The following is a 12,015-nucleotide window of genomic DNA, read 5'->3' on the forward strand; positions in this document are numbered from 1 at the left end:
GAAGCTGTGTGCTTCTATCTCAAAATGCGCCGTTCCGCTTTTCGATTCGGTAGTCTGGCCTCACCACTGTGGTCACCGCCGGAAGGACATGCCATGCGCGTCGATCTGCTCACCCGCGAATACCCACCCCACGTGTACGGCGGAGCCGGCGTGCACGTGCTCGAATTGGCCAAGGTGCTGCGCCCGCTCGTGGACGACCTGCGCGTCCACGCGTTCGACGGCCCCCGCCAGCCCGGCACCGACGGCGCCGACCCGGGCGTGACCGGTTTCGACAACCTGCCCCAGCTGGAGGGCGCGAACCCGGCCCTGGCGACGCTGGGGGTCGACTTGCAGATCGCGTCCGCGTGCACGGGGGCGGACCTGGTCCACTCGCACACCTGGTACGCGAACTTCGCGGGGCACGTCGCATCACTGCTGGGCGGTATCCCGCACGTCGTCTCGGCCCACTCGCTGGAGCCGCTGCGCCCGTGGAAGGCCGAGCAGTTGGGCGGGGGGTACCGCCTTTCGTCCTTCGTCGAGAAGACGGCGTACGAGTCCGCCGCCGCCATCGTCGCAGTCTCCCGGGGTATGCGCGAGGACATCCTGCGCTGCTACCCGCGCGTCGAGCCCGATAGCGTCCACGTCATCCACAACGGCATCGACCTGTCGAAGTGGCACGCCCCGGTGGGGCCGCAGGGCGAGGAGCTCCAGGCGCGCGTCCTGGCCGAGCACGGCATTGACCCGTCCAAGCGCACCGTCGTCTTCGTCGGCCGCATCACCCGTCAGAAGGGGCTGCCCTACTTCCTGCGGGCGGCGCGCGAACTGCCCGACGACGTGCAGCTCGTCCTGTGCGCGGGCGCCCCCGACACGAAGGAGATCGCGGCCGAGGTCGACGGCCTGGTCGCCGAGCTCAAGGAGAAGCGCTCTGGAGTGGTCCTCATTACGGAGATGCTGCCCCAACCCGAGGTCGCCGCGATCCTGGACGCCGCCGACGTGTTCATCACGCCGTCCGTCTACGAGCCCCTCGGCATCGTCAACCTCGAGGCCATGGCACTGGGCCTGCCCGTCGTGGGCACTGCGACCGGCGGGATCCCGGACGTCATCGTCGACGGCGAGACCGGGTACCTGGTGCCCATCGACCAGAAGACCGACGGGACTGGGACGCCGCTGGACCCGGAGGCCTTCGAGCAGGCGATGGCCGAGCGCCTCATCAAGGTCCTCGACGACCCGGCGATGGCGCGCCGCATGGGCCAGGCGGGCCTCGAGCGGGCGAGGAGCCATTTCTCCTGGGAGGCCATCGGCGCGAAGACCGTGGAGCTCTACAAGAGGCTGGTCTAGGCTTACGACATGACCGACGTCCTATCGTTTGACCGTGCAACAGTAGTCCGTGGGGAGCGCCGGATCCTCGAGGACGTGACCTGGCAGACCCGTGACGGCGAGCACTGGGTGGTCCTGGGTCCCAATGGTGCGGGCAAGACTACCCTGGTGCGGGCCGCTTGCGCCCGCGTCGCGCTCACCTCCGGGTCCATCGCCCTCGGCGGGGCCCCCGTCGACCGGATCGACCCCGCCGAGCTCGGGACGCGGATCAGCCTCGCTTCGTCGGCGGTCGCGTCGAGGATCCGCGGCGCTCAGAGCGCCTTCGACACGGTCCGCTCCGCCGCGTGGGGCGTCCACGTCGCCCACCACGAGCACTACGAGGGCCAGGACGAGGAGAGGGCCCGCGATCTGATGGCGGCTTTCGGGGTCTCGCACCTGGCGGACCACCCCTTCGGCTCCCTGTCGGAGGGCGAGGCCCAGCGCGTGCAACTCGCCCGCGCCCTGATGAGCGACCCGGAGGTACTCATCCTCGACGAGCCGACTGCCGGCCTCGATCTGGGCGCCCGCGAGACGCTGGTGTCGGCCCTCGACGAGATCATCGCGGGCAAGCGCTCCCCGCAGGTCGTCCTGGTCACCCACCAGATCGAGGAGATCCCCACCGGCATCACGCATTGCGCGGTGATGCGCGGTGGTGCGATGATCGCGCAGGGGTCCATCGCCGACACGCTGACGGGCGTCGTCCTGTCCGAGGCGTTCTCCCTGCCGCTGCTGGCTGGAATGGCGGACGGGCGATGGTGGGCCAGGGCCGCCTCGCCCCAGGACTGAATACGAATCAGGAGGGATAGTCATGGATCCGGTATGGCTCTGGGTGGTCGTCGCAGTGGCCTGCGGCATCATCGAGGTGCTCTCCGTCAGCTTCGTGTTCCTCATGCTCGGCGTGGGGGCGCTGGCCGGGGCGGTCGTCGCCGCTGCGGGCGGCGGCGCCTACCCTCAGGTCGGCGTTTTCGCAGTCGTGTCAGTCGTGCTGCTCATGGCCGTTCGCCCCTTCCTCAAGGGCCGCCTGTACCAGTCCACTCCGGACGTGCGTACCAACACGGACGCCCTCGTCGGAGCGGGCGGGTACGCCCTGTCCACGATCACTGTCCGAGACGGGCGCGCCCGCTTGCGGGGCGCGGAGTGGAGCGCGCGGAGCCAGGCGGGCACGATCCCGGAGGGCGCCCCAGTCGTCATCATCGGAATCGATGGCGCCACAGCCATCGTCGCGCCCTCAACGGAACCCTACTGAAAGGAAGAAAGGCACAATGTCATACGGTTTGCCGATAACGGCATTCATTCTGGTACTGCTTTTCATATTAATCGTCATCACCCTGGTCCGCTCCGTGCGGATCGTCCCCCAGTCCCAGGCCTACGTCATCGAGCGCCTCGGGCGCTTCCAAGCAGTGCTCTACGGCGGCTTCCACGTACTGGTGCCCTTCGTCGACCGGGTGGCCTCGCGCATCGACCTGCGTGAGCAAGTGGCCAACTTCCCACCGCAGTCGGTCATCACCGCCGACCAGGCGATGGTCTCCATCGACTCGGTCATCTACTACCAGATCACTGACCCGCGCAACGCCACCTACGAGGTCGCGAACTTCATCCAGGCCATCGAGCAGCTCACCGCCACCACGCTGCGCAACCTGATCGGCTCCCTGGACCTGGAGCAGACCCAGACCAGCCGCGACTCCATCAACAAGCAGCTGCGCGGCGTCCTCGACGAGGCGACGGGCACGTGGGGCATCCGCGTCACCCGCGTGGAGCTGAAGTCCATCGAGCCGCCGCCGCGGGTGCTGGCCGCCATGGAGCAGCAGATCACTGCTGAGCGCACCAAGCGCGCCACCATTCTCTCCGCCGAGGCCGAGAGGGAGGCGCAGATCAAGCGCGCCGAGGGCGCCAAGCAGGCCGCCGTCCTGGCTGCCTCCGCCCAGCAGGAGGCGCAGGTCCTGCAGGCCCGCGGCGACAAGGACGCCCAGATCCTGCGGGCCGAGGGCTCCCGGCAGTCCCAGATCCTGCGCGCCCAGGGCGAGGCGGAGGCCATCACCACGGTCTTCGCCGCCATCAATACCGGCGGGGCCAGCCCTGCGCTGCTCTCCTACAAGTACCTGGAGATGCTGCCGAAGATCGCCGACGGCCAGGCCTCGAAGGTGTGGGTGCTCCCCTCCGACCTCACGGGGGCCCTCGACGCCATTTCGAAGGGCTTCAGCGGCAGGTAGCCGGAGTAGACTGGGCGGGGGCGGCCGTGTGCGCGGCTCCCGCCCAGTCGTATCCGCCCGCCATCGGACAGGAGCAGCGTGGACCGCTCACAAGAACACGTCCTGCAGGAAGTCGCCGAGAAGGACATCCGCTTCATCCGGCTCTGGTTCACGGATGTGGCGGGCGTGCTCAAATCCGTGTCCATCGACCCGGGCGAGCTCGAGGACGCCTTCCACGAGGGAATCGGTTTCGACGGCTCCGCGGTACAGGGCCTGACCCGCGTCTGCGAGTCGGACATGCTGCTGCGCCCCGACGCCTCGACCTTCCAGCTGCTCCCCTCGGTGGGGGGCGACGACGACCGCGTGGCCCGCATGTTCTGCGACGTGCACACGCCCGACGGGAGGCAGGCCGCCTCGGACCCCCGCGGGGTGCTGGCCCGGCAGGTGGCGCGCGCCCAGGAGCTCGGCTTCACGGTGATGGTCCACCCGGAGATCGAGTTCTACCTGCTGCGCCAGCCGGTGTCCGTCGAGCGCATGGTGCCCGTCGACAACGCCGGGTACTTCGACCACGTCGTGCGGGGCACGTCGAACAACTTCCGCCGCCGCGCCGTGCGCATCCTGGAGGACATGGGCATTCCCGTGGAGTTCAGCCACCACGAGGGCGGCCCGGGGCAGAACGAGATCGACCTGCGCGCCGTCGACCCCGTGCGCGCCGCCGACAACATCATGACGGCCAGGACCATTATCGAGGAGGTCGCGTTGGGGGAGGACCTCATGGCGACCTTCATGCCCAAGCCGTTCATCGACCACCCCGGCTCCGGGATGCACACCCACCTGTCCCTCTTCGAGGGGGACGAGAACGCCTTCCACGCGCCGACTGGCCGCTACCAGCTGTCGGAGACGGGACGGCGGTTCATCGCGGGCCTGCTGGCCCACGCGGGCGAGATCGCGGCGATCACCAACCAGCACGTGAACTCCTACAAGCGCCTGTGGGGCGGGGGCGAGGCGCCCTCCTACGTGTGCTGGGGGCACTTGAACCGCTCGGCGCTGGTCCGCGTCCCCCTCTACAAACCCAACAAGCGCAGGGCCGCGCGCATCGAGTACCGCGCCCCCGACCCCAGCGCGAACCCCTACCTGGCACTGGCGTGCCTCATCGCCGCCGGCCTGGACGGGATCGCCAAGCGCATGGAGCTGGCCCCGGAGGCGGAGGACAACGTGTGGGACCTGTCGGACCGGGAGCGGCAGGTAATGGGCATCCACGCGCTGCCGGATTCCTTGTCCCAGGCCGTCGCCGCCATGCGCTCCTCCGAGCTGGTGGCCGCAGCACTGGGCGAGGAGGTCTTCGACTTCGTGATCCGCAACAAGCTCAATGAGTGGCGCGAGTACCGGCGCCAGATCACCGTCCAGGAGCTGCGGCAGTTCCTCAAGGTCCACTGATGCCGCTGACGGGGGCGCACCTGCGCCGGCTCGGAGTGCGGGACCCGGAGCGGGCCTCGGCGCTCCTGGCGGGCCTGCCGGGCCCGGAGGGCGCGTGGGCCCGGGGCGCGAGGCGGTGCGCGGACCCCGACCAGATGCTGCTCCTGGCCACGCGCCTTTTCGAGGCCGCCCCCGCCGCCGTCGCCGATGCGGCCGCCGGGGCGGACGGGCGCCTGGTGCGCCTGTGCGCGGTGCTGGGCGCCTCGGCGTGGCTAGGGGAGTACCTGATCGCGCGCCCGGGCGCCCTGGGCGCTTTGTGGGAGCCCGCCCGCGACGCGCGCGCCGAAGTGCTCGGTGCCGTCGGGGCGCATTCCGTGGGCCCGGTCGCGGGGCGCCTCGTCGCCGCTGAGGGCACGGGAGCCGACGACCTGCGCAGGGCGTACAGGCGCGTCCAGCTGGGCATCGCGGCCGACGATCTGACCAGCGAGGACGCCCCCGCCGCCGTGCCCGGGGTGGGGCGCAGGCTGGCCGAACTGGCCGACGCCTCGTTGGAGGCGGCGCTCGCCCTGGCCAGGCGGGACGCGGACCCGGGCGCTGAGGTGCCCCTCGCCGTCATCGCAATGGGCAAGACGGGCGCCCAGGAGCTCAACTACATTTCCGACGTGGATGTAGTCTACGCCACAGAGGCCACCGACTGTCTGACGGAGCAGGAGGCCGCCTCCCGTGCGGCCAGGCTCGCGTCCCTGGCGGCGGCGGCCTGCTCGGGCCCCGGCGCCGAGGCCCCCCTGTGGACGGTGGACGCGAACCTGCGGCCCGAAGGGCGCGACGGGGCACTGGTGCGCACCATCGACTCCTATGTGGCGTACTGGCGCAAATGGGCGCAGACCTGGGAGTTCCAAGCGCTCCTCAAAGCGCGGGCAGCAGCCGGGGACACGGATCTGGGGCGCCGTTTCGAGGAGGCGGCCGCCCCCTTCGTGTGGTCGGCGGCCACGCGCGACGGCTTCGTCGACGCAGCGCGCCGGATGCGCACCCGCGTGGAGGAGTCCGTGAGGGGGGCCAGGGCCGACCAGGAGATCAAACTCGGACGCGGGGGCCTGCGCGACGTGGAGTTCACCGTGCAGCTGCTCCAACTGGTCCACGGGCGCACCGACGGGGCCCTGCGGGTGCGGGGCACCACCGAGGCCATCGGCGCGCTCGCGCGGGGAGGGTACATCGGGCGCGCGGATGCCGCCGAGCTCTGCGACTGCTACGCCTTCCTGCGCGCCGTCGAGCACCGCGCCCAACTGCCCAGGATGCGCCGCACGCACCTGGTCCCCGTGCGCGAGGCGGAGCTGCGTGCGCTCGGCCGCGCCCTCGACCCCGGCCGGTGGCCCGGCGCCCAGGGGATCGGCGAGGAGATCGCCCGCGTGCGCTCGCGTGTGCGCGCCCTCCACGAGGACGTGTTCTACCGCCCGATCGTGGCGGCCACCGCGGGGCTGAGCGCCCGGGACGCGGTTCTGGGGGACGAGGGCGCGCGCGACCGCCTCGCCGCCATCGGCTACGCGGCACCGGCGGCCGCCCTGTCCCACATCGGGGCGCTCACGAAGGGGACCAGCAGGCGCGCCACGATCCAACGGCACCTGCTGCCCGTGCTCATCTCGTGGCTTGCCGACGGCGCGGACCCGGACATGGGGCTGCTGAACTTCCGGGCCCTGTCGGAACAGATCGGGGACTCCCACTGGTACCTCGCGCTGTTGCGCGACTCCGGGGCCGCGGCCTCGCGCCTCATGTCGATGCTGCCCAACTCCCGGTGGATCGCTGAAGCACTGTCCACCCGGCCCGAGGCAGTGGCCTGGCTGGACGACGACGCGGAACTGGAGGCCCGTCCCCGCGGCGCCCTCGTCAAGGAGACCCTGGCGCTGGTGGAACGGCACCCGGGAGCCGAGGAGGCGGCCGACAGGGTGCGGGCCGTGCGCTCCCGCGAGCTCACGCGCGCCGCGGCCGCCCAACTGGTGGGGGGCGTGGACCCCGCCTCCAGTGCCGTGTCGGACGCCACGGACGCCGCGCTGCTGGGCGCCCTGCGCATCGCCGAGAGAGACGAGGAGGAACGGTGGGGGAGGGCACGAGCCCACGTGCTCCTGGTCGCCATGGGCCGCTACGGGGGGCGGGAGTCCTCCTTCGCCTCCGATGCGGACGTCGTCGCCGTCCACCGGGCCGCTCCCGGGGCCAACGAGGAGGAGGCTGCGGCCTCGGCCCTGGCCGTGGTCGGGCGCGTGCGGGAATTGCTGGGGGCGCCGGGTCCCCAGATGGGCGTCTCCGTGGACCTGGGGCTGCGCCCCGAGGGCAGGAACGGCCCGATGAGCCGGTCCCTGGGCGCTTACGCCGACTACTTCTGCTCGTGGTCGTCCCCGTGGGAGCGCCAGGCGCTGTTGCGCGCCAGGCCGATCGGCTCCGGCCCCCTGGCCGACGCCTACCTGGAGGTCATCGACCCGGTCCGCTACGGTCCCGCGCCCGACGGTGCGGCGCTGCGCGAAATCCGCCTCCTCAAGGCCCGCATGGAGGCCGAGCGCCTCCCCAGGGGGGCGGACCCCGCCCTTCACGTCAAACTGGGGCCGGGCGGCCTCGCCGACGTGGAGTGGACCATCCAACTCCTCCAACTGCGCCACGCGCGCGACTGCACCGCCCTTAGGGTCACGGGCACGCGCGCGGCCATCGGCGCGGCCCACGACGCCGGGCTGCTCAGCGACGAGGACGCCGACACCCTGCTCGGGGCGTGGGAGCTGGCGTCACGGATCCGGGCGGGCAACGCGCTGGCCTCGGGGAGGATGACGGGGGACAAACTCGATATCCTGGGACGCGACGCCAGGGACCTGGCCCCCCTGGCCCGCATCCTCGGGTACCCGAGCGGTAGCGAGGGCGCCCTTGAGGAGCGGTGGCGCCAGGGCGCCCGCCGCGCCCGCGCAGTGATGGAACACGTTTTCTGGGAGTCGGATTCATGAGAATAGTCCTCGTCCGCCACGGACAGACCTCCGCCAACACGGCGGGGGCCCTCGACACCGTTCGGCCCGGGGTGCCGCTGACCGCCGAGGGCCGCGAGCAGGCCGAGCGGCTGGCAGCGCGATGGGAGTCCGAGGTCTGCGGCCCCCCGAACGTGATCGCCGTGTCGGGCCTGACGCGCACGCGGCAGACCGCCGCGCCCCTGGCGCGCGAGTACGGGCTGGTGCCCGTGGTGCACCCGGGCATCCGGGAGCTGCGCAGCGGGGACGTGGAGATGGCCTCGGACGTGTGCTCCCAGGTGACCTACGTGCGCACCATCCTGCGGTGGTGCGCCGGCGACCTTGCGGCGCGCATGCCCGGGGGCGAGAGCGGGCGCGAGGCCCTAGCGCGCTCCCTCGGTGCAGTGCACTCCATCGCCCTGGGCGCCCGGGCCGAGCACGGTCCCGGGGCCGTCGTCGTCTTCGTCGTCCACGGCGCCCTCACCCGCCTGCTGTCCACGGCGCTGGCGGACAACCTCGACGAGGCGCTGGTCAATACGCACTTCGTGAGCAATACGGGCACCGTCGTCATGGAGTGGGCCCCGGACTTCGCCCCCGCGACCGCCGACGACCTGGTGGGCGGGCTCCACGCCCTCACCTGGAACGACCGGCCCGTGGGGGAGTGGGGTGCCTGAGCCCCTTCGTCGGAGGACGTCGGCCGTATCCTGCGGGTTTCAGATGTCGAGGGGGCGCAGTAGTTCGCTGGGTGGGAGTGCGCCGCCTGCGATGTAGTCACGGAAGACGGGCGCGGCTTGGTCGCCGGTGAAGACTTCTTCGGGGTGGACGTGGATCGCGAAGGAGCCAAGTGGCCCCTCCCATTCGATGCTCACCCACTTGTCGGGGTCGGCGATGGGCTCGCGCGCGACTGCCCAGTGCTGGTAGGAGCCGTCCTGGTGGGTGGCGCGGATCTCCACGGACATGGCGCGCGTGGATCCGCCGCACTGGATGCAGTCCGTCAACCCCTGGGACCTGCGCGGCATATTCGTCGGATCGCTCACCCCGTCCGGCAGCGGCCACACCACAATGCAGAAACACTCGAACCCGTCCAAGTAGCGCGGAGCGGTCAAGCACGTGCGCATCTCCTCGGCGATGGACTCGGGCGTCTGGGGGGACGTGTACCCGTCCGATGTCCCGTACTTGTTGTCCACGGTCCTAATGACGTACCTGGTCATTACTCCTGCCTCCCTCCTGGGCCGACGTGTGTTAGAAGTAGTCGGCGCCGATCTCCTCACCGTTCTCCTCAGCCTCGAGCTCGTCGAGTGTGTATTCGGTCTGCTGGGGGGACTCTACTGTGAGTAGGATAAGCGTGGGCATTCCTTCGAGGGACACGCTGACCCGCTCGTTGGCAATCCAGAGGGACGAGGAGTAGTCTTCCCCCTCTTCCGAGTCGCGAGTATCGCCCAGTACTTCGTGAAACGCCCGGACGAAACTTTCGTAGTAGGCGCGGGCCCGGGGGCGCGAGTGCTCCCAGTGCTCCTCGGGGAGCCAGTTGGACAGGCGGACCTGGCAGCTGCTGATACCGTCAGTCCCTGACTATGAAGGAGGAGTCTGCCTCTGTTTCGGCGAGATCCGAGTAGAAGAAGCGCGGCTCCTCGGGATCCCCTCTCATGCCGAGGCTGGTGTAGATCCGGGTGCCCTCGTCGAAGGTGATGGGCCAGGGGTGGTAGGCCCACGCCTTCATGATTTCGACGGCGCGTTGGGGTGTGACGGCTTTGAACTCGGTGCTCATGGTGTGGCTTGGTCTTTCGTGTCAGGGGTTGATTTTGGCGTCAAGTGCTTTGATGGTTTCCGGCTCCAGGGTGAAGGCCTCGGTGGTGCGCTCGATCAGGGACAGGTCGGCGGTGGGTGTCTTGCACACGACGTTGTTGAGCGTGACCTGCCCGCTCTTGATCCGCTCCCACAAGTCGGGGTTGTCGCGCAGCAGTTGGAGGAAGTTCTTGTCCTGGCGGGCGATGCGGTTCAAATACGCCCCCGTACCCTGCTCCAACACCCCCCTTGCTCCCATCGGGCAGAATGTTGCGGGCATGACCCATTTGGGCGTTGGGGCCGCCCTTGGCCTCGTGTTGTTTCAGCGCGATCCCACGCGCTCAAAGACGGACGGCACCCTGCGTCCAAGCTCTATCGGCCAGGAAACTGCTTGCGCTCTACGCCACCACCGACTCACACGCGTTGATCCTGACACGTCTGGCGCACATTAGAAAAATAGCTCATCGCCACTGTTCGAGTCGAACCACCGTCTCCGACCTTCGTCGTCAATGACGAGCTGGACATCGGAGCCCACCGGCAGAGCGAATACGGGAATGCATGCGGGCTCAATGTCGCATAAGGTGTTGTAGTCGACGACAGTCATGTTCTGCGAATCGGCAATAAACTCTTCCGTGTCTATATCGGAAAACACCCTCCATCCGTTGTCCATCGGGTTCAAAGGCTCGTGCCGCACCATCCAGCGCACAGGCGCGACCTTGTTTATCACATTCTTCGATACGACGCATCCGCCAGCGCGGGGAATGTAGTCAATAGTATTCATCACTTCTCCCTGGTCCTCGCAACACTTGTTTTGTTGATTATATCATTCATTCAAATTCGTGTCCACGGTTAGTCTTATAATGTTCCACGCGATAGTAGTTTGGATTACGGTACTTTTCTGCAAACTCGGCAGGGCTGAGTTCTCCGTTGACATACTTAAGCCACGTGTCGTGATATTTGTGACCCGGCTTGTGGCCCATGTCCCAGACGCCGAGGCGTGGTTCTCCCGGCTTCCAGACGATAGTTCGTCCCGCGACGTCGGTTACCGTCGTTCCACCCTGAGCGGCTTCCTCCCAGACCTGAAGCGCTTGGTCTTTCGCATAGGACGGCCTCGATTTCAGAAATGGACGCGGATCGTCAGGGTGTATGTGCGGAGTGCCCTCTTCATCCACATAGCTACCGTGCGGATTTCTGTCGGTTGACAGTTTTCGCCTCCTTCGTGGTTTTGGTGTGGTGGGTGGGATGTCCGGGGTTGGGGTTGGGGTGTCGGGGGCCGGTGGTGTGTGGTGGGTGGCGTGGCTGGTTCTTGTGCCTGTGTGGGCGGTGGTGCCGGTGATGGGCCCGTGCGGGGTGGCCCCGCCCGCCGCTGCTGCTGCTGCGGGTTTGGCGCCGGTGAACATGTGGGCCGCGTTGGCCGCGGTGTTCTTGGCGCGGGTGAGCATGCCGCGGAGCATGTCGAGCAGGCCGGACAGGTGGGTGAGGTTGTGGCCCAGGGTGCGCGCGGACTTGAGCACCCCGGTGATGTGGGCGGCCATCTGTGTGGCTTTGGCGCCGACTTTGACTTGGACTTGGGCGATGATGAGGGGGATGGCCAAGCCGCAGGTGGCGATGGCCTCGATGATGGCCGAGGCCAGGGTCCCCACGATCGCGCTGATGGCGTCGCGCAGCAGGTCGTGGACCAGTCCCACCACTTCGGCCAGGACGCTGGTGGCCCTGCCCATGGCGTCGGCCGCTCCCGAGGCGGCGCGCAAAGCGCACACCGTGTCCGCATTGGAGGCGCGGTAGGCGTCGGCGGTGGCGTCCACCTGCTCGCCCATGAGGTTCCGCTCGTCGCCCTCGAGGGTGTCGGCGCACTCGCCCATGGCCTGGGCGACGTTGGACCACGTGGCCGCGTCGGCGCGCACACTGTCCGCATCCCCCAGCAGCTCGTCCATCCACGACTTCAGGGGTCCGAAGTGGTCGATCAGCCACCCCGCCCCCCACGCGATCAGGGTTCCCAGAGGGTCGGCGCCCACGCCCACCGCGTCGGCGGCCAGGGACAGTGACGACAGCCCGGTCTCCAACCACGACCCCTGCGACAGGCCGTGGGTGATGCCCCAGATGTCCTCGACCACGCCCGACCCCGACACCGCCGACCGCGACTCCTCCCGCCCCGCCACCAGGGGATTCGAAGACGACGGAGAAGATGACGAAAGGGAGGGGGAGTCGCCTGCTCCCGTGCTGGGCCTGGTGTCCAGGGTTTCTGTGGCGCTCACAGTTGGTCTCCGATGTGTTTCATGTCGTCGCTGATGGCGTCCTCGGTGGCCTGCATGCGG

11 protein-coding genes and 2 pseudogenes are annotated in these 12,015 nt (G+C 69.1%); 7 read left to right on the forward strand and 6 right to left on the reverse strand.

What is annotated here, in order from left to right; all coding sequences use genetic code 11:
• Positions 1-93: 93 nt before the first annotated feature.
• From glgA to G447_RS0108285, 7 genes are all read left to right on the forward strand, one after another.
• Positions 94-1,317: a glycogen synthase gene (gene glgA / locus G447_RS0108255; RefSeq protein ID WP_005871652.1), complete on the forward strand. Its 1,224-nt coding sequence runs from the start codon at positions 94-96 to the stop codon at positions 1,315-1,317.
• Positions 1,318-1,326: 9 nt separating this feature from the next.
• Positions 1,327-2,121 carry an ABC transporter ATP-binding protein gene (locus G447_RS0108260; RefSeq protein WP_026430705.1) on the forward strand — a complete coding sequence of 265 codons (795 nt, stop codon included), beginning with the start codon at positions 1,327-1,329 and terminating at the stop codon, positions 2,119-2,121.
• 22 nt (positions 2,122-2,143) lie between these two features.
• Positions 2,144-2,581, forward strand: coding sequence for an NfeD family protein (locus tag G447_RS0108265; protein ID WP_005871639.1), 438 nt, complete (start codon positions 2,144-2,146; stop codon positions 2,579-2,581).
• A 16-nt stretch (positions 2,582-2,597) separates the two neighbouring features.
• Positions 2,598-3,545 (forward strand): SPFH domain-containing protein, encoded by a 948-nt coding sequence (locus G447_RS0108270; RefSeq protein ID WP_005871637.1) that lies wholly within the window; start codon positions 2,598-2,600, stop codon positions 3,543-3,545.
• Between the two features lie 78 nt (positions 3,546-3,623).
• On the forward strand, positions 3,624-4,961 hold the full coding sequence (locus G447_RS0108275) for a glutamine synthetase family protein (RefSeq protein WP_026430706.1): 1,338 nt from the start codon (positions 3,624-3,626) through the stop codon (positions 4,959-4,961).
• Positions 4,961-7,918, forward strand: coding sequence for a bifunctional [glutamine synthetase] adenylyltransferase/[glutamine synthetase]-adenylyl-L-tyrosine phosphorylase (locus tag G447_RS0108280; protein ID WP_131295719.1), 2,958 nt, complete (start codon positions 4,961-4,963; stop codon positions 7,916-7,918). Before G447_RS0108275 ends, G447_RS0108280 begins: the two co-directional genes overlap by 1 nt.
• A complete protein-coding gene (locus G447_RS0108285; protein ID WP_026430708.1) occupies positions 7,915-8,589 on the forward strand; it encodes a histidine phosphatase family protein in 675 nt (224 codons plus the stop codon). Before G447_RS0108280 ends, G447_RS0108285 begins: the two co-directional genes overlap by 4 nt.
• A 39-nt stretch (positions 8,590-8,628) precedes the next feature.
• Here G447_RS0108285 and G447_RS0108290 read toward each other — a convergent pair whose 3' ends face one another.
• The 6 genes and pseudogenes from G447_RS0108290 to G447_RS11760 form a co-directional block, all read right to left on the reverse strand.
• Entirely contained in the window at positions 8,629-9,126 is a 498-nt protein-coding gene (locus tag G447_RS0108290) for a hypothetical protein (protein WP_026430709.1), read from the reverse strand.
• Positions 9,127-9,286: 160 nt separating this feature from the next.
• Positions 9,287-9,472, reverse strand: a pseudogene (locus G447_RS12650) (DUF6301 family protein); the annotation flags it as partial.
• A gap of 4 nt (positions 9,473-9,476) precedes the next feature.
• On the reverse strand, positions 9,477-9,683 hold the full coding sequence (locus G447_RS12655; RefSeq protein WP_243442342.1) for a hypothetical protein: 207 nt from the start codon (positions 9,681-9,683) through the stop codon (positions 9,477-9,479).
• Between the two features lie 21 nt (positions 9,684-9,704).
• Positions 9,705-9,944: a hypothetical protein gene (locus G447_RS11365; RefSeq protein ID WP_131295721.1), complete on the reverse strand. Its 240-nt coding sequence runs from the start codon at positions 9,942-9,944 to the stop codon at positions 9,705-9,707.
• A 204-nt stretch (positions 9,945-10,148) separates the two neighbouring features.
• Positions 10,149-10,505, reverse strand: a pseudogene (locus G447_RS0108305) (DUF2185 domain-containing protein); the annotation flags it as partial.
• A gap of 22 nt (positions 10,506-10,527) precedes the next feature.
• On the reverse strand, positions 10,528-11,955 hold the full coding sequence (locus G447_RS11760; RefSeq protein WP_131295723.1) for an HNH/ENDO VII family nuclease: 1,428 nt from the start codon (positions 11,953-11,955) through the stop codon (positions 10,528-10,530).
• Between the last annotated feature and the right edge of the window lie 60 nt (positions 11,956-12,015).

Source organism: Schaalia georgiae DSM 6843, assembly GCF_000429245.1.
Lineage (GTDB): Bacteria > Actinomycetota > Actinomycetes > Actinomycetales > Actinomycetaceae > Pauljensenia > Pauljensenia georgiae.

Bases quoted from the DNA above. Each gene is read 5' to 3' on its own strand.
- G447_RS0108285 (WP_026430708.1), top strand. From the start codon at position 7,915: ATGAGAATAGTCCTCGTCCGCCACGGACAGACCTCCGCCAACACGGCG.
- G447_RS0108280 (WP_131295719.1), top strand. From the start codon at position 4,961: ATGCCGCTGACGGGGGCGCACCTGCGCCGGCTCGGAGTGCGGGACCCG.
- G447_RS0108265 (WP_005871639.1), top strand. From the start codon at position 2,144: ATGGATCCGGTATGGCTCTGGGTGGTCGTCGCAGTGGCCTGCGGCATC.
- G447_RS0108260 (WP_026430705.1), top strand. From the start codon at position 1,327: ATGACCGACGTCCTATCGTTTGACCGTGCAACAGTAGTCCGTGGGGAG.
- glgA (WP_005871652.1), top strand. From the start codon at position 94: ATGCGCGTCGATCTGCTCACCCGCGAATACCCACCCCACGTGTACGGC.
- G447_RS0108290 (WP_026430709.1), bottom strand. From the start codon at position 9,126: ATGACCAGGTACGTCATTAGGACCGTGGACAACAAGTACGGGACATCG.
- G447_RS0108270 (WP_005871637.1), top strand. From the start codon at position 2,598: ATGTCATACGGTTTGCCGATAACGGCATTCATTCTGGTACTGCTTTTC.
- G447_RS12655 (WP_243442342.1), bottom strand. From the start codon at position 9,683: ATGAGCACCGAGTTCAAAGCCGTCACACCCCAACGCGCCGTCGAAATC.